This is a genomic window from Vibrio sp. ER1A, from assembly GCF_000733315.1.
GTDB lineage: Bacteria > Pseudomonadota > Gammaproteobacteria > Enterobacterales > Vibrionaceae > Vibrio > Vibrio mediterranei.
In genome coordinates this window covers 1,595,369-1,616,008 of sequence record NZ_JPJA01000086.1, presented here as the reverse complement: position 1 = coordinate 1,616,008, position 20,640 = coordinate 1,595,369, and the positions used below count along the sequence as shown (strand labels likewise).

General features: G+C 45.3%; 12 protein-coding genes. 10 read left to right on the top strand and 2 right to left on the bottom strand.

The annotated features are described in order from the left end of the window. The 6 genes from HW45_RS14055 to HW45_RS14030 all read left to right on the top strand — a co-directional run. A partial coding sequence (locus HW45_RS14055; protein ID WP_200874579.1) for a calcium-binding protein occupies nt 1-1,681 on the top strand: 1,681 nt, incomplete at its 5' end. Nucleotides 1,682-1,742: 61 nt separating this feature from the next. Then, on the top strand, nt 1,743-2,030 hold the full coding sequence (locus HW45_RS14050; protein WP_038227542.1) for a hypothetical protein: 288 nt from the start codon (nt 1,743-1,745) through the stop codon (nt 2,028-2,030). Between the two features lie 32 nt (nt 2,031-2,062). Next, nucleotides 2,063-4,246: a peptidase domain-containing ABC transporter gene (locus HW45_RS14045; protein ID WP_081875822.1), complete on the top strand. Its 2,184-nt coding sequence runs from the start codon at nt 2,063-2,065 to the stop codon at nt 4,244-4,246. Then, nucleotides 4,243-5,589 carry an HlyD family type I secretion periplasmic adaptor subunit gene (locus HW45_RS14040; RefSeq protein WP_038227541.1) on the top strand — a complete coding sequence of 449 codons (1,347 nt, stop codon included), beginning with the start codon at nt 4,243-4,245 and terminating at the stop codon, nt 5,587-5,589. Before HW45_RS14045 ends, HW45_RS14040 begins: the two co-directional genes overlap by 4 nt. After that, entirely contained in the window at nt 5,590-7,059 is a 1,470-nt protein-coding gene (locus HW45_RS14035) for a TolC family protein (protein ID WP_038227539.1), read from the top strand. It abuts the gene before it with no gap. Between the two features lie 220 nt (nt 7,060-7,279). Next, entirely contained in the window at nt 7,280-8,974 is a 1,695-nt protein-coding gene (locus HW45_RS14030; RefSeq protein ID WP_038227538.1) for a hypothetical protein, read from the top strand. 72 nt (nt 8,975-9,046) lie between these two features. On the opposite strand, the gene HW45_RS14025 is transcribed toward HW45_RS14030, so the two are convergent. Then, the gene (locus HW45_RS14025; protein WP_038227536.1) at nt 9,047-9,253 is read right to left on the bottom strand and encodes a hypothetical protein; all 207 of its coding nucleotides are present in this window, start codon (nt 9,251-9,253) and stop codon (nt 9,047-9,049) included. Between the two features lie 251 nt (nt 9,254-9,504). Then, complete coding sequence (malT, locus tag HW45_RS14020) at nt 9,505-12,213, bottom strand: HTH-type transcriptional regulator MalT (RefSeq protein WP_038227535.1); 2,709 nt, start codon at nt 12,211-12,213, stop codon at nt 9,505-9,507. A 545-nt stretch (nt 12,214-12,758) separates the two neighbouring features. On the opposite strand from malT, the gene HW45_RS14015 reads away from it, so the two are divergent. The 4 genes from HW45_RS14015 to HW45_RS14000 all read left to right on the top strand — a co-directional run bounded on the left by HW45_RS14015 (nt 12,759) and on the right by HW45_RS14000 (nt 20,639). Beyond that, a complete protein-coding gene (locus HW45_RS14015; RefSeq protein WP_038227534.1) occupies nt 12,759-15,212 on the top strand; it encodes a glycogen/starch/alpha-glucan phosphorylase in 2,454 nt (817 codons plus the stop codon). 250 nt (nt 15,213-15,462) lie between these two features. Beyond that, complete coding sequence (gene malQ, locus HW45_RS14010; protein WP_006069833.1) at nt 15,463-17,640, top strand: 4-alpha-glucanotransferase; 2,178 nt, start codon at nt 15,463-15,465, stop codon at nt 17,638-17,640. Between the two features lie 310 nt (nt 17,641-17,950). Continuing rightward, on the top strand, nt 17,951-20,134 hold the full coding sequence (glgB, locus tag HW45_RS14005; RefSeq protein WP_038227533.1) for a 1,4-alpha-glucan branching protein GlgB: 2,184 nt from the start codon (nt 17,951-17,953) through the stop codon (nt 20,132-20,134). A 118-nt stretch (nt 20,135-20,252) separates the two neighbouring features. After that, a complete protein-coding gene (locus tag HW45_RS14000) occupies nt 20,253-20,639 on the top strand; it encodes an MAPEG family protein (RefSeq protein WP_038227532.1) in 387 nt (128 codons plus the stop codon). Nucleotide 20,640 lies beyond the last annotated feature (1 nt).

Genomic DNA, 20,640 nt, shown 5'->3' with positions numbered 1-20,640 from the left:
GCGACTCTGTCGCCGGCTTGTGTTGGCGTTAGGAGATACCAACCGCATGATGGGTGGTTGTGGTGACGATGTAGCCATTGGTGTCGGACGCGAGAACGTAGTCTACACCGGACGTGGTAACGATATTGCGCTGATGGTTGGCGCGAAGAATATCTGGCGTGACGACTACGGCTCCAATGTGGCGCTCGCGATTGGTACTGAAAATACCTTAGCTGGTGGCTTCGATAATGATGTGATGCTGGCAATTGGTAATGAGAACAACCTAGCTGGTGGCACTGGTGAAAACTTGATGGCAGCGATCGGTAACAAAAATACTATTAAAGGCGATACTGCACCCGGCCTTCCGGGGGTGACCTCGAAGAACGTCATTTTCGCTCTAGGTAATGAAAATACCGTGAAAGGTGGTTTTGCCGTAACAACCGCCGTTGTTGTGGGTCGTAAAAATAATGTCAGTACGACGTTTGAAAATGACTACGTGGTGTCCATAGGTGTGGAAAATACAGTCTCCTTACATAAAGGTAGTGACGTTGCTTTCGTGATGGGTATTGATAACAAAGTATATGGTGACTATGTCGATGAGTTTGGATCAGCAAGTGATGTGTTGTTTGCCGCAGGCGTACGTAACCTAGTCGATGGTGGTGGAGGTAATGACGGTATCTTTGTTGGTGGCCTGTTCAACCATGTTGTAGGTGGTAATGGTGATGACCTCATAGTTGCCATGGGCAGTAAGTCGGTTGTCAGCGGCGGTAGTGGTAATGATGTGATTGCTACTATTGGTGGTGCTAACACGGTGACCGCAGGACTAGGTGATGACTTTGCGATTAACATGGGACTGGCCAATGTGGTGTCCATGGGAGATGGCAATGACACCGTACTTAATATCGGTTTAGCTGGTGTTAGTTCTGGTGGTGAAGGTAATGATGTCTTCCTCAACCTAGGTTGGGAGACCTTCGACTTACTAACCTCAAGCGGCGCAACAATCATCAATAATGTGTTAGGTGGTATTACCGACTTTATGGGTAACGTTGTGAGCACCTTTGGTGGTGATAAGCACGATAGTATCGCTTCTCTGTTCAGCTTTGATGATCAGTCGGTATCTTTAGGGAACTCAGGAAATGACGTGTTCGTATCTGGATTCGGTAGTGCTCAAGTAACTGGTGGCGAAGGCAATGACAGCTATCGGTTTACATTGGGAAGCGGCCGTTTTGATATTTATGAGTCGGATATTGTGTCTGAAGTTGACTCGTTATTTATCAACAGCAACAACACTCAGAATGACCTGAATTTTACCTTGGATAACCTCGTTCTTTCTGAAGATCACTCTCAGGTCGATATTGTTTTTGGCAATGAGTCGCTTGGCGAAATTGGCTTAAACAACTGGGGCGATAACGACGTATTTGAAGTCGAAGGATTGTCCAGCCTAACCTTCGCACAGCTAAAACAGCACTGGGATAGTATGGATGCGTCGGCATCTGAACAGCTGCGTGGCTTTGCTGCTTTTGATTCAGTTGCAGCGTTAGAGGCAGGAGCTGAAGCAACGGTAGCTTGGTTACAAGATGGAGAGGCAAATAAGGTTGACTTTGGAGATGTAAACAACGAGCTGTCGAGCGTTGTGGAAACAATACTTGGCGACATGCACGATTCTAAATCGAAAATTGATAGCGCAGTAAGTCTTGCGTAATCGGGAGCCTGACTCAGTGATTGAGTCAGGCCTTTTTTTTCTAAATAAGGAAAGCAAAATCATGGCAGATCAACATTACATTGATGGTATTGAAAACGTCGCAATTATCGCGGGCAATATTCGCATGGATTTCTACACCTTTGCGGTGGATCCAGAGACTAGCGGTAAAGAGCCTCCAAAGGAGCATAACTTGCGATTGGTGATGTCTCCCGATGCGTTTTTACGAAGCTGGCAAACCCACACTCAGCTACTCGAAGAATTGAAAAGTAGAGGTTTGATTACTGAGAAGCCGGCCGAAGGTACAAGCAGCGACCAAGAGAAAAGCACATTAGCGCCAAGTTTTAGCTAATTGCATCATCACTGAAAATAGTAGGAATAGATTTGAACACAGCATTGGAGGCGTACGTTCTTATCGCTAGGTATTATCAGGTTTATCACTCTGTCGATACTTTAAAGCGGGATCATGAAATCAAGGAAGATGACATGAGTTCGCTTGATTTAACGCTGCTGATTAATCAAACTGGGCTTAATGCCAAATGCGAAAAACTGCGTTGGCGACAACTATCGAAGTTGGGTGCTGCGTTCCCAGTGATTCTTAAATTGAAGCACGGTGACTTTGTCATCGCTGCGGGCGTGCAGTCTACGTCTGAAGGCAAACTAGAAGTTCTGATTCAAGATCCTAAGGCGGAATCAACAGAATTGTTGTCGGTTGATGAAGCTACCTTTCGTCGCTGTTGGAAAGGAGATGTGATTTTTGTTAGACCTCTCGGTGTGGATGTTGGCATCGAACAACCCTTCGGTTTTGGCTGGCTGTTCCACGAAGCACTTAAGCAGCCAAGCTTACTTTACACTATAGGAGCAGTGTCTCTTTTTCTGCATATCATCGCCTTTGTCGTGCCGTTATTTTCCATGATTGTTTTCGACAAGGTTATTGGTTATTCCGGCTACGCCACTTTACACGTGCTGTTCATCGCTGCTATTGCCGCTCTTGCAATCAGTGGTGTATTGGCGTTCATCCGCAACCTGATCGTATTACACTCAGTGGCACGATTGGATATCGAAATAGCACACTTGACTTGTCGTAGGCTGTTTCGGCTACCGCTGGCTTTTTTCCACAAGGTGGCATCCGGCAAACTCGCCAAGCAAGTTCAAGAAGCCAGTGGCATTCGTGAGTTTATCACTGGCAACCTATTGTTTACTCTGATTGAACTCACGTCAGTGGTGGTGTTACTTCCTGTGATGTGGTTTTTCAGTCCTACGCTCACTTGGGTTGTGGTTGGGTTTTGCTGCGTCATTATGATGGCATTATTCGCAATTCTTCGGCCTTATCGACGCCAGCTAGAGGCGCTTTATCTCTCGGAAGCAGAGCGACAATCCATAGTGGTTGAAAATGTGAAAGGCATGGAAACCATAAAAAGTATGGCGATAGAAAAACGTCAGCAACAAGAGTGGCTGGATGTCACAGCTGATGTAGTGTCTCGTCAGCACACCGTTGGCCGTTGGAGTGGTTACATCAATGAGATCAGTGGCTTTTTGCAGAAAGTGATGTCATTGGTGATCATTTGGCTTGGTGCTCAGTTGGTATTAGCAGGGGAGCTGACGATTGGTACTTTAATTGCCTTTAATATCATGGCGAGCCGTATTGCAGGGCCTTTGGTGCAACTCATTGGACTGACGAGCAAGTTTCAACAGATATCCATTAGTGTTGATATGCTAGGTCGAGTGCTCAATAGTCCTCCAGAGCGGGTGAGAGAAGGAGGAGTGACGTCGCCAATCAAAGGGGAAATCGCCATCAGTCAGTTGGGATTTCATTACGCACCTGATTTACCTGCCGCAATTAATCAGCTCAGCGTACATATTCATCAAGGCCAGAAAATAGGCATTGTAGGCCCTAGTGGTTCAGGAAAGAGTACATTAACTCGCTTGCTACTCGGATTTTATCGACCGAATCAAGGCTCGATTCGTATTGATAACAATGAACTACGCGAATACGAACCGGGATATCTTCGCTCCCAAATCGGCATTGTATTGCAAGACAGCTTCCTGTTTCGAGGGACGATAAAAGACAATATCGCTAAAGCCAATCCGAGCAAATCGTTGGAAGAGATCATCGATGTTGCCAGACTCACTGGCGCCGATAGCTTTATCGATAAACTCCCTATGGGTTACGACACGGTGTTGGAAGAAAATGGCAGCAATTTGTCGGGAGGTCAGCGGCAGCGACTCAACTTTGCGCGTGCGTTACTAAACAGCCCTCCAATATTGTTAATGGATGAAGCAACGAGTGCACTTGATGCCGACAGTGAGCAGCACATACTTAACAACCTTCATGCGCTTGCTCGTGGGCGAACGCTAATTAACATTTCTCATCGTTTATCTTCCATGGTTTACATGGACAAAATCCTTGTTCTCAATGATGGAAAACTAGTAGATTTTGCACCTCATCAGGAGCTGTTAGCACGATGCGATTTGTATCAGCAATTGTGGCATAAACAGCATGCGTCCGTTGAGCATAGGTCTACACAACCCAGCTTCGATCTGCCTGAGGAGAGAGTGACCTCATGAATATTAAGCACAAGGATGAACTGTTAAAACATGCTCCCTTATGGCAACAAATTCGTCATTCTTACCCTAATCGGCTGGTTTCGCTTTCTGTTTGGGTGATTCTAGGCGCCTTATTTCTACTGATTATTTGGGCCAGTGTATCTCAGGTAAACACCTTTGTTGTTGCTCGTGGCCACGTTAAACCTATGGCACAAAATATAGTCATTCAAAGTCAAGCCGAGGGTGTTTTAGAGCAGTTTGTCGCTCAAGTTGGCGACCAAGTAACAAAAGGTGATCTTATTGCTGTTATCGATGGTCGAGCGATCGATTCGGATATTCACGTGACTCGATATCAAATGACGCGCCTTAAAGAACGCATTCGTCGCTTGGAAGCAGAGCTTGCCGAGACGCCTTACTTAATAGAAAACCCGCCTCGCTCAGCGCAGAAATTAGAAATGACTCTGTTTGACGCGAGAAAAGGGGCATACGGTGCCACAATTGCGGCCAAAAAAGAGACCTTGCTGTCGCTGGATGAACGAATCCAAAGCTTGCATCAAGAGCAATCGGTGGTTATCGAACAAATCAGTTTGCAAACGTCGCTAGTTAAAGAGAGGCGACGTTTATATGAGCAGGAAAAGGACAAGTACAGACGCACGGGACCAAAGCGCGAGGCATTCCTAGATTCTCAAAAGCAACTCCTGGAACTACAAAGAAAAAAGACGTCACTTCTCAGTGGCATTACCTCTCTGACTACTGAAGCAAAAACGACGCTTAGTGATCTTAAACGCTACATCAGTCAGCACAAAGTGGACGTTTCCGATCAACTGGTTAGTGCAACGCGAGAGTACATTGCGTTGAAGCAGCAATTAGTGTCGGCGCAAAGTCAGCAGAGACTTTCAAAAATCCATGCTCCCATTGACGGTATCATCCTCAAAGTCGCAGATAAGACTTCGGGAACCTATGTGGCAACAAATGAATTCCTATATGAGATTGTGCCTATTAACACGCGAATGGAAATCGTAGTTGATTTGAATCCAGCCGATATTAACCAAGTTACATTGGGGGATGAGGTGACTGTTAAGCTGGATTCGTTACCTTTTACCAAATACGGCACCATGCAAGGCAAGCTGCGTCAAGTAAGTGAGGATGTGTTAACTGATGATGTTTATGGGAAAGAAGGGTTAGCGTATCGAGGTTGGATTGATATCACTAGTGTTGAAGGTATTCGTAATAAACCAGATGAGTTTCGATTACAGCCTGGTCTGTCGCTTGAGGCTAATATCCAAACCGACAGAAGAACATTGATCTCGTACATTTTGTTCCCGATTGCGAGAGCGCTCGATGAGAGCTTTAGGGAGCCATAAATGAATAGATTATTGGTGGTAATGGTTGTGTTGCTTGCCGGGTGCTCAGTAACGCCAGACAAAGTATCTGATGAACAAATAGAGTTGCGAGTACTGCAGCAACTTAACTGGATTCAAAACACTCAGATAGAAATTAATAAGCCTCTCACACTGTCGGATGCGGTGATTTTGGCGCTGAAAAATAATCTGGAGATTGAGCAAGCGAGGTACAAGAATTTAATCGGTCAATCAGCGTTAAATAACGCCATGTTTGGCTTTTTACCCAAGCTAGATTCGAACTCCAATCGCTATGTGCGCAACAACGATGGTGGTGCAGTAGACGTACTTCCTCCTGCCCGAGACAAAAATACGTCATCCAATACTATTTCTTGGTCCTCTTTAGACCTCGGTCAAGCGTATTTACGTGCGCAGCAAGCCGGCAATGATCTATTAATGGAACAGCAACAACAAAGAAGAGTGATGAGCCGTATTGTTAGAGAAGTACTAAGTGCCTACCTAGTGGTTTCTGCCATGGAACAGGAAGTGTCGATCTCTCGCCAAACGTTGCAGACATTAGGTGAGATGTTAAAGCAAGCAAAAGCGCTGGAGCAGACAGAGTTGGTTGACCCCTTAGTCCTATTGCAATATCAAGAGCAAATATTAAGCCTTAGGGTACAGCTGCAAGATGTAGAGCAGGAATTTCTGAGCGCCAAGCAAGACCTCATGGTACTGATAAGTGCGCCAAGCCTAGATATTCCTCTTGAGCACAAAGGTGTCAACACGTTGGGGCTGAACATTGAGGATATTGCCCTTCCGGAGCTTGAACGATTCGCGCTCTATCATCGTTCTGACTTAATGGAGTCGATGTATCAAGTTCGCAACGCCGGTCTTGAGATCAAAAGAGCTTGGCTTGAGGCTCTGCCAAATTTCTCAGTGGGTTATTCTAGTTACTACGACTCTGATCCTAACTTGCGTAATAATGAGTGGTTTCAGGTAGATCTAAATTTAGCGATTAAGGTTATCGAGTTGCTGACATTGCCTGCAAAACTGGACGAGTTGGAGCAAAAACAAGCATTAGAGAAGTTAACCTCGTTAGCCAATGCGGTAGCGATCATCGGGCAAGTTCGTGCGGCGAATATTGATTACCAATCAGATAGGCTGCGATTGCAGATTCAATCTCAACGCGAAAAAACGTTAAAGGAAATAGTGCAGCTTCGTTCAGATCGTTTGAGTTATGAGTTAATGGATGAACTAGAAGTGTACAAAGCCAAGGTACAGCTGATCATCGCAAGAGTGAAAAAGGCACAAGCACATAGTAAATATCAAAGCTCGACTCTCAAAATGTTGGAGCAAGTTGGTGTCGACCTATTTCCCACCACATCCAATGTGGCAAGCAATGAACAGTTCAAACAAACCGTCGAGGCATGGCTCCATGACCTGCCAGTTCGAGTCTCAGCTATGCTCTCACAACGTACTCCACCTCTTACTTAAACACCAAACAATAGGATGTAACTTCAGAGGCGAAATGTTTTTTTGAATTTGTGGCTAGTTGAGTCACGGCCCTTTTTACTATTGAATAGAGCCGAGATAATTTAAATCATTCGAATCTGAGATAAATATTTATCAGTAAGCTAAATAATCACATTCCATATATTATCTTTATTTTCAATGTATGCCGAATGACAATCGCGTTCCTATATGAGGGATGTGTATGAAAAATAAATTATTAATAACAATGTTAGGCAGTGCGGTTAGTTTGGTTGGTTGTAATTACAGCGATGATGGGTACTTTGATACCCATAACAATCAAGGTGGTCAACACTCTAATTCTCATACGGGGCGAGCGATAAATGAAAAAAGTTTCAGCACTCAATATGAAGTTAGCCCTACTCAACTTCAGCGAGTGGATATAACTCCACGAGATATCATACCAATTGCTACACCTGATACGTTCGCATTCTCCGAGATGAAAATAGAGCAAAAAGGCGTAGATGCCCTATTGACGAACAGCACTCCGCAGCCGGTAAACCGCTTCATAGCAAGGATAGGCGACGACCAGCGTCTTGTCACAATTGTTTTGGACCAAGAAATTCCTGCGTATAGCCAAGCGAGACTGACCTCTGGAACGACGACACTAGAACATATCAAGGTTGTGAACCAAATGCGACTGTTTACACCTGAAGTGACCATGATCGGTGAAGATTGTTCTTTAAAGGGGCCTGGCCAGGCATGTTATGCCACGCCAACGAAAGAGCAAAGACAAGTTTATGAAACCATGCTAACGAATATGCATAATGCATTTAATCGTAAGAGCTTTTTAGACAACTTGAACAAATATTTCGCCACTCCAGAGGAGTGCCAGAAATATGATTGTAAGTCATGGACAGACAAAAAACTTAGCTATTCAGAAATGGCATTTTTAAAGTATGGCTCTAAAGGCCATCGCCTATCAATGCGTGTGATGACCGCTCACTATGCTGCTCACGGTATGGGCGGAGGAACGTCACCTGATATAACCAAAGCCTTGTCAAATGGGGGGGGATGGGCATCAGCTTGGTGGGAGGTAGTGGATCCAAAGTTTGATTCTAATCGACCTTATACGAATGAAGCTTACAATGTTATATGGCATGAAGTAGCTCATGCTTATGGTTTCAGTCATGAGTCTGGAATGACCTATGGCGCCCAAGCTTCATGGGCATGGAGTGCCATTACGGGAGATAAGTATGGGAAAGGCGAGTCTTATATGGAAACTCATGTTACAGAGCATGATAGAAAGAACGTAACCGAAATGAAGTTGCCTTCCGTTCTTATAGAGAAAAAGACGCTAGCAAAGAACGAAGTGATGCTAACCTTTTATCGACCAGTAGGTGAAGATGAGGATGACACAATTGATGTGGACTTTTTATCAGCGTCTGAAGTAAGTTTTCAATCTTCGTATTCCAAAGGAACTAACTCAGTAGTGCTCAAGTTCTCCAAACTACCGGAGGCTCCTTTGTATGTTAGAGCGAAAGGTAAGGAAGATGATTATATGGGGACTATTCTTATACAGAAAGATGACCTTATACCTTCTAAGACATACCTAATTGGAGATACAAACTATAAGGTTCTGGCCGATGAACTTTTGAATTATAAAGCCAATGCTTGGGACATTCGAAATACATGTAAGAGTTATGGTGGAATTCTCGCAGAGAAGGCTGAGTATCAAAAGCTATGGGACTTCCTAGAGGCTCATCAGTTAATTGCAGAACTCCCCAAAAACGTATTCTTATCTCGAGACGAGCCTCATGGGTATCGAGTTTGGCAATTGACTTTCGGTGATAACGCCATGGACGCAGTAGAGGTTCCTATGGGAGATCAATTAGGACAGAGTCGAGGTATTGTTTGTTTGTCCAAACGATTCAATTAGGCTCAGGCACACACTCCAGCTTTTCTTAAACATCAACCACTACTTGGTAATCACTTCTACAATTTACCAGACTCAGGGTACGTAAGGTTCGTACCCTGAAAACCCATTCTGTCCCCAATACTTGTTATTCGATTTTGCGTTAAGGACTAAAGCCTGAATGGTTTCCACGCGACAGCCTAGCTGTTGTGCTAATTCAAAGACACTGCCCCGAATCACCTCAGAAGTAGAAGTGTTAATTAAGCAATGTTCTTGCTGGTAATGGTTTGATTGTAAATCCATACATGCTCTCCTCTACGTTTGTGGTTCTGGGCGTGAGATCTGACGTTACAAGTATTGGATCTCGCATGGGAAGTTGTATAAATAACATACTATTAAATTATAAAAAATGAAACAAAATATTCCATTAAGTTAAATATTGGCTTAATTTGAGTGTGTTGATACGATGTAGATTAAACTGTATCAGTAAGGACTTCATGAAAAAGCCCGAGTGTATGAACTGTACGCTCGGGCTTTGTTTGTTGGCTGGCTTACTAATATCCCATCAACTGCAAGAGATTCTCAGCGGTGCTGATTGCTTCCTTACGATTTGCGATATTGAGCTTCTGATACAAATTACGGATATGTGTTTTAATAGTTGTACCTGCGACGTCCAGCTCTTGAGCAATCTGCTCGTTACTGAACCCGGAATATATCAAACCAAGAACCTGCCATTCTCTTTGTGTTAGAGGGCTAGTGCGCACTAACTCAGGGATATTTGGGTGGTTGATTAACTTTTCCACAAACTCTTCGTTAAAGTGGACGGAACGGCTACGCTGCGTGGTATTGATGTCTTTCATCAATAGTTGTGCGCGATGACGCTCCAAATCACCTAATTCAGACTTAGAAACCAGTTTCTCAAGCAGATGGCCGATGGTTGCACCGTCGACTAAGAAATTGCCAATCATGCCAGTTTGGTTCGTTAAGACTAACGCTTCTTTTAGCAGAGCTTTGGCGGTCTCTTCATCTTGGTTTTGCACATTGAGTACCGCTTCCACAATCAAGTTGCGGTTGCGATCGGTCACTAATTGATGGGCTTCTGCCTTGTCATTAAGATAGTTCAGGGTTTGCTGAGCTTGCTCGAATTGGCCTAGGTTGATTTGGGCACGAGCGATGTTTCGCCACTGAAGCTGCTCGAAGTGGTTACAAGCGTTGTCTGGTCGAATCGCAGTTTCTAGCCATTGTTCAATGGAGTCCACGTCACCGCGTGCTTGCCAGTAGAGGAGCAGTGATAATGAGGCGTTTGCGGTCCAATCAACATGGTAAGTTGACTGTTTCATCAGATGTTGGATCTGCTCAATGAACTTAGCGGCTTTATCGAGCTCCCCGCGACCAATTGCGATGCGTGCAATCATTGAGTAGCTATGAAGGTGCTTGCTCGGTGAATGGTTGCCAAGTACATCAAGCCCTTTATAAGCACACTCCTCAGCTTCATCCAATCGGTTCCAGCACCATAATACTTGCGCACGAACACGCAGTAAGAACTCATGCAATGGGACTTGATGTAGCTGCTGTTCTTCGATGAGTTTCAGTGCGCTATCCTGAATTTCGAACGCGGCTTGTACGTAGCCTTGTGCAATCAGAATTTCACTCTGCTGAAGCTGGGCCCACAGTGCTTGGTGATAGACATGGTACTGACGCGCGAGCTTTTCAGTCTGCTGCATCATCGACAAAGCACGGCTAAGCTGACCGATGACATGATTCACTTCACCCACCACCGAAGTTGCCACGATACGGCTGCGATAAACAGAATGGTCGAGTTCACTCAATGCTTGCTCGGCAAGCTCAAGCGCTTTTTCTGGTGAGTTTTGGTTAATGGCAACTTGAGCTAGCAGCGCGTGGAATTCACCTTCTTGCTTCTTCGAGCGCTCAACGTTGCGCGTTTCCATTTCTTTGTCGGCTTTAGCAATCAGCTCGCCAACATCGTTGTAGCGGTGCTGACTTTGCGCCAACCACGCCTGCAACATACACAGCTTTGGCTGGCTATATAATTGGTCTTGGGTCAGGACCGCAATGGCTCCTTCCAGAGTCGCAAGCTCACCTTGGTTGAACATTTTCCAGCCAAACTCGCTTAAGATTTTTGCAACCAACTCACTGTTATTGGCCAGTTGAGCATGACGCAGTGCTTGGTGCGGCACTTTTTGCTCTAGCCAAGCTTCGGCTGCTGCCAAATGAAGCTCGTGTTCCTGCTGAGGAATACGCGCTTTGCGCTCATGGGATAAGAACTCGGCAAACAAATTGTGGAATCTAAACCAGTTATTTTCTCCCTCGAGCGGGTAGATAAATAGGCCGAATCGGTTAAGAGATTCAATCATGCTTAGTGCATCGTCGCGTTTGGTTAAGGCGATAACCAGACTGTCATTGAAGTGATCGAGTACTGAACACTGCATCAAGAACTTGCGGGTATCTTTATCTAACAGGTCAAACACTTCCTCAACCAAATAGTCCCAAAGGTGTGCATGGTTGAATTGAGAAATAGTCTCGACCGATTGGGCAAGAGTACGTTTTTGGTGCTGTGCTTGTAGTGCAAATAACTGCAATGCAGATGGCCAGCCTTCAACGTAAGTACGCAATGAATCGGCGGTCTCATTATCGATATCGCTAGCGAGTCGTTGGCTAAAGAAACGCGTGGTCTCTTCGGTATCAAAAGCGAGTAGCTCGTTGCCAATCTCGATCATTAAGTCACGCACACGGAGGTTTGCTGTGCCTAAAGGAGGGTTGCCTCGACTGGTAACCACGAGAGTAACATTATCTGGCATGTGCTTAAGGAAAAAGCGCATCGCTTCGTGAATCTCTTCGTCAGTGATTAAATGGTAGTCATCAAGGACGATATAGCACTCGTTATGATAGCTCGTCAGTTCTGCAAACACTTCACTAAACAGGGAGTGGAGTGAAGAGAATTGACGACGCTCTGCCAAGGTTTGTGCATTTGGACACGTGTTATTCGTGGCTTTGTTGATGGCCTGCAATAGGTAGTTGACGAAGCGGAACGGGTCGTTGTCACTTTCATCGATGCTGTACCAGCCAACGTTTGGTTTATCTGATAGCCATTGAGCTGCCATCGTTGTTTTGCCGTAACCGGCGGGCGAGCGAAAAAGTACAAGCTTATAAAATGGAGCCTGTGCTAGCAGGTCCAATACTCGTGGACGCACAATCGCGTTATGTAAGCGTCCAGGTCGAGTTAGTTTTGAAGGAATCCACATAGATATTTCCTACCAATTTATTATGTTCTACTCCGTCGGGGAGTAGGGAGCGAGTCACCAAAGCTTTTTATTGCACGTTCGATGGTATGAGAGAGTGAGCTCTACATTTATTGATCGAGGGCTATATTTTGATTTTTAAGCTTTTTTCACAGCTACTACGCCTTATAAATGTGATTGATGTCACTTTTACTGCTTAGTGTGGAGTGTGAATGGCCTGTCATGTATACAAAAAAACCTTGTGATTTGCGGCTTTTTTCGAGGCTAATTGTGATCTGAACAGCAGAATTTGTATTTAGTCCGATAAGGGATAGCAAATGTTTCTTAATTAACGCTTAGAGTGAAATGTGAGCTTGGCGTGATCGTTATCACCAGAAAAAACAGAATGGTTAACCGGAATGGGAGATCGATCACTAAGTGGAGGGGAGTACGCCCTCTACGCCCTCCTCACTCATCCTCCATGGAGTCGGAACTAGGAGGATGTTTATGGAAACGTCACCATGCACGATATGGGACAGATGGATAAAAACTTAAAGTGAGATTTCTTAATGAAACCTACTCAGCAAAAACAATTTGATAAAGCTTCTTTCCAAGAAAGTGTTAAAAAGCACCTGTCTGCTACTTACGCAACGACTGTTGAGGCTGCTTCTGAGCGCCAATGGTATCTAGCAATGGGTCGAGCGTTAGCGGAATTAACTACGTTTGACCTTCTTGCCACTGAAGCGGACGAGCGCATCAAAAAAGCAAAAAGTGTTAACTACCTATCTCTTGAGTTCTTGATTGGTCGTTTGACGGGTAACAACCTGATCAGCATGGGCTTGTATGAGCAGATCACTGAAGCAATGGCTGAGCTAGGTCATAATCTTACCGATCTTCTTGAAGAAGAGCGCGACCCATCACTTGGTAACGGTGGTCTTGGGCGTCTAGCGGCATGTTTCATGGATTCATGCGCCGCTCAAGAATACCCAACGGTAGGCTACGGTCTGCACTATGAATACGGCCTATTTAAGCAGTCATTCAAAGATGGCCGTCAACAAGAAGCACCAGACGCATGGCGCGGTGTAGAAGGTTATCCATGGGAAGTGGCGCGTCCAGAACTTGCGCAAGAAATTGGCTTTTACGGTCACGTTGAAGTTGTCAACGAGAACGGTAAAGAAGTTCGTAAATGGGTTCCTGGCATGACAGTAAAAGCGATGCCTTGGGATCTACCTATCGTAGGTTACGAGTCAGAAACAGTGTACCCATTACGTCTTTGGGAATGTCAAGCTATTGCACCATTCTCATTGGCAAGCTTCAACAATGGTGATTACTTCGAAGCACAGCACGCGCTAATTGACGCGGGTAACATCACTAAGGTTCTATACCCGAACGACAACCATGAAAAAGGTAAGACTCTGCGTCTAATGCAGCAGTACTTCCACTCAGCAGCATCAGTGCGCGATATCCTGCGTCGTCATGAAGCAGCGGGTTACACGCTAGCATCTCTACCTAAGCAAGAAACTATTCAGCTTAACGATACGCACCCAACGATCGCAATTCCTGAACTAATGCGCATCCTTCTTGATGAAAAAGGCATGAGTTGGGATGACGCGTGGGCGATTTCTTCTAAGACATTCGCATACACTAACCACACACTACTTCCAGAAGCACTAGAGACATGGCCTGAGTCCTTAATCCAGCGTCTACTTCCGCGTCACATGGAAATCATCTTTGAAATCAACCACCGCTTCCTGCAAGAAGTACGTGCAATGTGGCCTGGTGATGGTGAGAAGCAAGCGAAACTGTCTATCATCCAAGAAGGCTTCCATCGCATGGTTCGTATGGCGAACCTATGTGTTATTGGTTCATACGCGGTTAACGGTGTAGCTGCACTTCACTCTCAATTGGTTAAGAAGGACCTATTCCCAGAGTTCGATGCAATGTACCCAACGCGTCTGCATAACGTGACTAACGGTATTACGCCTCGTCGTTGGTTGAAGTTCTGTAACCCTGGTCTATCTGCTCTGATTACTGACAAGATCGGTGATGAGTGGCCTGCGAAACTAGAACAGCTTGAAGGCATCGCTAAGTTTGCTGATGACGCTAAATTCCAGAAGGAATATATGGCTGTTAAGAAGCAAAACAAACAGCGCCTTGCGGATTGGGTTTCTGAGAACATGGGTATCGAGCTAGATACAAACGCTATCTTTGATGTTCAAATTAAACGTTTACACGAGTACAAGCGTCAGCACCTTGACCTTCTACACGTACTAGCGCTTTACCACCGCCTACTGAAAGATCCTTCTTTCGACATGGTTCCACGCGTTGTGTTCTTCGCAGCGAAAGCAGCGCCAGGTTACCACCTAGCGAAAGAAATCATCTTTGCAATCAACAAGATTGCTGAGAAAGTGAATAATGACCCACGTATTGGCGGTAAGCTGAAAGTGGTATTCATCCCTGATTACCGAGTAAGCATGGCTGAGATCATTATCCCAGCAGCAGATGTGTCTCAACAAATCTCTATGGCAGGTAAAGAGGCATCGGGTACAGGTAACATGAAGATGGCTCTAAATGGTGCTCTAACTATCGGTACGATGGATGGTGCGAACGTTGAGATTCGTGAAGAAGTAGGCGACGAAAATATCTACATCTTCGGCCTAGATGTTGACGGTGTTAAAGAAGTGAAGGCGGCGGGCTATAACCCTTACGACTACTACAACGCGGATCCTCTACTAAAAGCATCTCTAGACCTACTTCTAGGCGATGAGTTTACTCCAGGTCAACCAGGTCTACTGCGTGCTACCTACGATAGCCTACTAGATGGCGGTGACCCTTACCTATGTCTTGCTGATTTTGCTTCTTATGTTGAAGCACACGAAGCGATGGACGCGCAATACCGTGACCAAGCAGGTTGGGCTAAGAAAGCGATTCTGAACACTGCTCTAGTTGGTAAGTTCAGCTCTGACCGAAGCATCAGAGACTACGTGAATAACATTTGGAAACTAGAAGCAGTTTCTCGTTAACCACGATGACCAAGGTGCTCAGAGAGTGCCTTGGTCGCTTTAATTGCTTCATCTCTGTTTTAGCGTCATCCCTGCGCGGGCAGGGATCTTCTAACAGCGATAATGAATACTTTGAGTAGATTTCTGCCTGCGTAAATGCGCGATGAGCAGGAATGACGTAAATAGACTGTCGAGCGGCATAATAAGCTCGAATCAAAAATTACACTAACCCTACCGTTTTGAAGGTTAAAGAAGTCCTTCGGAGAGAGCGATGACAGAACAAACAGCATTAAAACAAGTTGCTGAAATGGCAAAAATAGCCGACAGCTACGTAAGTGCGTGGGGCAGTCCAGCGAAAGTAGAAGACGAAACAATTCTTCGTCTGCTAGCGTCTTTAGGCTATGACACCACAAATGATGAAACTTTGCTTAAATCTGCTGAGAAAAAGCATAAAAAAGAAGTGATTGAACCAGTTCTTGTTGTTAAAGACGAGGATGCGGTTGAAGTCGAACTTCATTTAGGTGTTAGCGCTCGCGAAAGCGATTTCAGCTGGCGTTTAGAGACCGAGCAGGGAGAAGTACTTGAAGGCTATCTTCAATCTCAAATCGTTCGTGATGAGCGTGCTGAGGGTGGCCCTTTAGTATTTTCGTTACCTAGTGACCTACCATGGGGTTACCATAAGCTTTACCTAGAGCGTAAGCGTCGCAAAGCCCCTTATGAAATGACACTGATTCGTACGCCACGTGCCTGTTTCAAACAGAGTGCCATTGACCATGGTAAGAAACTATGGGGTCCGAGTGTCCAGCTTTATACGCTACGCACTCAGCACAACTGGGGTATTGGTGACTTCGGTGATCTAAAACAGTTGGTGGCAGATATCGCTGCTCGTGGTGGTGACTTTGTTGGTTTAAACCCAATTCACTCACTATTCCCGGCTAATCCAGAAGGAGCAAGTCCTTACAGTCCTTCTTCTCGTCGTTGGTTGAACATACTCTATATCGATGTGAGCTCTGTTGCTGAATTCGCTTTGAGCGCTGATGCTCAGCAAATGGTCGGCAGCTCTGACTTCCAAGCTCGCCTTCAGAAGGCGCGTGATTCCCACTGGGTTAATTACACTGAAGTTGCGGATCTGAAAATGAGCGTGTTACCTCTTCTTTTTGAAGAGTTTAAATCTCGTCATTTGGATAAGCAGTCTGAGCGCGCAAGATTGTTCTTAGATTTTGTGGAAGAGGGTGGCGAAAGCCTTCTGCATCAGGCGGCATTTGACGCAATTCATGCCGAATTGCACGCAGAAGATTCAAGTGTTTGGGGTTGGCCTGTATTCCCTGAGAAATATCGCCGTTTTGAAAATAGTGCCACTCAGAAATTTATCGCTGATAACCGCGATAAAGTTCAGCTTTACATGTACTTACAGTGGATCGCTGATGTTCAAATCAACGAAGCACAAGCACTTGCCGAAGAAAAAGGCATGGCTGTAGGTCTATATCGTGACTTGGCGGTTGGCGTTGCAGATTCTGGCTCTGAAACTTGGGCAGACAATGGCAACCTTGTGATGGATGCAAGCATTGGTGCTCCACCTGATATTCTAGGTCCGCTAGGTCAAAACTGGGGTCTACCTCCACTGAACCCACAAGTACTGCAAGCGACATCCTATGATGCCTACATAAAGTTACTGCGCGCTAACATGAAACATTGCGGTTCACTGCGTATTGACCACGTACTAGGCCTGTTGCGTCTATGGTGGATTCCAAAAGGTGAAAACGCCACCAAAGGTGCTTATATCTACTATCCAGTGGAAGACATGCTAGCCATCTTAGCGCTTGAATCACATCGTCATCAATGCAGTGTGATTGGTGAAGACTTGGGTACGGTGCCAGATGAAATCGTTGAAATCCTTCGTGAAGCAGGCGTCCACTCGTACAAGGTGTTCTTCTTCGAAACAGCAGAAGATGGTGGTTTCATCTCACCAGCGCACTACGCCGATCAGTCAATGTCAGCACTGTGTACGCACGACATGCCGACATTACGTGGCTTCTGGCATTGTGATGACCTAAAAATGGGTAGCGAGATTGGTCTTTACCCTGATAAAGAGCAACTTGAAGGCTTGTTTGATGACCGCCTGGAATGTAAACAAGGCATTCTTGATAGCGTAGCATGGCACGGTTATCTACCAGAAGGTGTTGGTCGTGATGCTAGCCTAGTGCCGATGGACGCTTATTTAAGTGAAGCACTTCAGCTGCATGTTGCTGCGGGCGCATCAACGCTATTGAGTGTCCAGCTCGAAGATTGGTTAGAAATGGACAAGCCAGTTAACATTCCTGGTACGGTGAATGAGTACCCGAACTGGCGTCGCAAACTGTCGATGAACCTTGAGGAAATCTTTACTCAAGAAGGGGTGAATCGTATCGCGAAACGTCTAACGGAAGTGCGCGCTAACGCAAGCAAATAATCCGCCTCAAAATCGCTAATCAAGCACGGCTTCTTCAGAGATTTGTTCTGTCATCTCTGGGAGTCGTGCTTTTCTTTTTATCGCTTGTCACTATTGGGATTTATATTGTAAAGAAGTGCGTAAAAATACCGTATTGCACCCGAAAATTAGGGTTAAATCACTTCCCGTATAGGTGCAATCAAGTACAATGAAACCTTGCTGGTAGCCCGCGCTTTGCGGGCTTTTTTATAGTGCCTCAAACGTCAGTGAAACCAACGATTGGTTTCGAAAAAATAATCATGGGGCTATTTAAGGTCGAGGGAGATGAACGTTGAATAATAAAGGGCTTAAAAAACTAAAACAGGCGTACGATCGACTCTCGAGTGCATCGTTTGCTGATCCATTTTCATTCTTAGGACCTTACCTACAGGAAGAAGGTATTGCCTTAAGAGTATGGATGCCAGGCGCCGATGGGGTAGACGTTGAACTAGCATCAGGTGAAAGACTACCGATGGTGAGAGATGAAGCGTCAGGCTTTGTTCTCAAATCTGATTTGGATCTGAGATTTACTTACTATCAGTTAGCGGTAGATTGGAATGGCACAGAGCAAATGCTGGACGATCCATATCAATATCACGCTTTGTATGCTGAATACGATGAGTTACATACACCGAAAGAGATGTATCACCATATGGGCTCACAATTTATCTCGCTTGAGCGAGATGGTGAGAACATTGAGGGGACGCGCTTTTTGGTTTATGCCCCACATGCTACAGCTGTCAGTTTAGTCGGTAGCTTCAATGCTTGGGATGGGCGTCGTAATCCAATGCAGCGACTGGATTATGGAATTTGGGGTATTTTTATTCCAAATCTGCCAGAAGGAGCACAATACAAATTTGAATTGAAAGGACCAAATGGGGAAGGCTTACCGCATAAAGCGGACCCTTGGGGCTTCTACTCCGAGCAATACCCTTCTTTTTCATCAGTGACTTACAATCATAACCGCTACGATTGGCAAGATGAAAAGTGGCAGTCTCGACCTGTCACCGAAAAGCGTAAAGAGGCGCTGTCGTTTTATGAGTTGCATGCAGGTTCGTGGAAGCGCAATGACAATGGCGATTTCCTGACTTATCGTGAATTGGCCACCGAACTTATCCCTTATTTGACCGATATGGGTTATACCCATGTTGAACTAATGCCAGTGTCTGAACACCCATTCTACGGCTCTTGGGGCTATCAACCAGTAGGGTTGTTTGCACCGACGAGCCGCTTTGGTTCCCCTGATGACTTTAAGTATTTCGTAGATCAGTGCCACCAAGCAGGCTTAGGTGTTGTTCTGGATTGGGTACCTGCACACTTCCCATCAGATGATCATGGCTTGGCGAATTTCGATGGTACGCCTCTATTCCACGATCCTGATCCGCGTCGCGGCTGGCACCAAGATTGGAATTCTTATATTTACGATTTAGGTCGTGAACATGTTCGTCGCTTTTTAGTGTCCAATGCGCTTTATTGGTTTGAGCAGTTCCATATTGATGGTATTCGCGTTGATGCCGTTGCGTCGATGTTGTATCTAGACTATTCGCGTAGTCACGATCAGTGGATTCCAAACGTCGATGGCGGTCGCGAAAATTACGATGCTATCGCAACCCTTAAGTGGATGAACGAAGAAGTTTACAAGCACTTCCCGAATGCGATGACCATTGCTGAAGAATCGACCGCATTCCCAGGCGTATCGGCTCCGACCTTTATGGGTGGTTTAGGCTTTGGGTTTAAATGGAATATGGGGTGGATGCACGACAGCCTTTCTTATATTCAAGAAGATCCTATTAACCGCAAATACCATCACGATACCATCACGTTCCCGCTTGTTTATGCCCATAGTGAGAACTATGTTCTTTCACTATCACACGATGAAGTGGTATACGGTAAGCACTCTATTCACAATAAAATGCCGGGTGATGAGTGGCAGCAAACTGCCAACTTACGAGCGTATTTAGGCTATATGTATGCGCAACCGGGCAAGAAGCTTAACTTCATGGGGGCTGAGTTTGGGCAAACCGGTGAGTGGAACCATGATGACCAGTTACAGTGGTTCTTGTTAGACTTTGACCGTCACCTGGGCGTGCAAGCTCTAACGCGTGACTTAAACAAACTGTATCGTAATGAGAAATCACTGTTCGAACTCGACTCAGAACCTAAAGGCTTTGAGTGGCGCCTTCAAGATGCGGCAGAAGCGAGTATTCTCGCTCATGAACGTATCAGTGAAGAAGGCGAACGTATGTTAGTGATCAGCAACTTTACCCCTGTACCTCATGAAGCTTTCCGCTTGGGAGTGCCGTTAGCGGGTAAGTATAAGCTGATGCTAAATACCGATGATTCTATCTATGCCGGTAGTGGGTTTGGTGCGGTGCAAACTGCATTGACTGAGCAAATGGAAAGTGAAGCACAACCACAATCGTTGTCGTTACGCTTACCACCGCTTTCAACGATATTCTATAAGTACTTAGGTTAGCGATCATTTTGACTTAATGATCTAAGCCCAGCATTAGCTGGGCTTTTTTGTATCTGGAGAAACTAGCTGAATAGTCTACACTCACTAAACCTAACTCAATAAAAAATAAGGTTTATTAATGATCACTGCGCTGTACGCCTCTCTTTTAGCTTGCCTTATGCTTTGGTTAGCTTTTCAAGTAATCAAACAACGACGAATTAATCAGATAGCGTACGCAGATGGTGGTGTAGAAGGGCTCCAAATTGCCAGAAGTGCTCAAGGCAATGCGATGGATTATATCCCCATTACGCTGATATTGATGGCGTTGGTAGAGTACAATGGGGCTCCCGCTATTTGGATTCATCTAACGGGACTCAGCTTTGTTATTGGTCGTATTCTACATGCTCATGGCATTCTAAATAAGCGCTTTAAAGGGCGTGTTCTAGGCATGCAAGTCACCGTGTTGGTTATCGCAGGACTTATCTTATCTAACCTCGTTTATCTACCGTTCGATAGGTTGTTATAGT

What these genes read in the sequence shown, in the direction of transcription:
- HW45_RS14050 (WP_038227542.1), top strand. Translation starts at nt 1,743, where the DNA reads ATGGCAGATCAACATTACATTGATGGTATTGAAAACGTCGCAATTATC.
- HW45_RS14040 (WP_038227541.1), top strand. Translation starts at nt 4,243, where the DNA reads ATGAATATTAAGCACAAGGATGAACTGTTAAAACATGCTCCCTTATGG.
- HW45_RS14035 (WP_038227539.1), top strand. Translation starts at nt 5,590, where the DNA reads ATGAATAGATTATTGGTGGTAATGGTTGTGTTGCTTGCCGGGTGCTCA.
- HW45_RS14030 (WP_038227538.1), top strand. Translation starts at nt 7,280, where the DNA reads ATGAAAAATAAATTATTAATAACAATGTTAGGCAGTGCGGTTAGTTTG.
- HW45_RS14025 (WP_038227536.1), bottom strand. Translation starts at nt 9,253, where the DNA reads ATGGATTTACAATCAAACCATTACCAGCAAGAACATTGCTTAATTAAC.
- malT (WP_038227535.1), bottom strand. Translation starts at nt 12,213, where the DNA reads ATGTGGATTCCTTCAAAACTAACTCGACCTGGACGCTTACATAACGCG.
- HW45_RS14015 (WP_038227534.1), top strand. Translation starts at nt 12,759, where the DNA reads ATGAAACCTACTCAGCAAAAACAATTTGATAAAGCTTCTTTCCAAGAA.
- malQ (WP_006069833.1), top strand. Translation starts at nt 15,463, where the DNA reads ATGACAGAACAAACAGCATTAAAACAAGTTGCTGAAATGGCAAAAATA.
- HW45_RS14000 (WP_038227532.1), top strand. Translation starts at nt 20,253, where the DNA reads ATGATCACTGCGCTGTACGCCTCTCTTTTAGCTTGCCTTATGCTTTGG.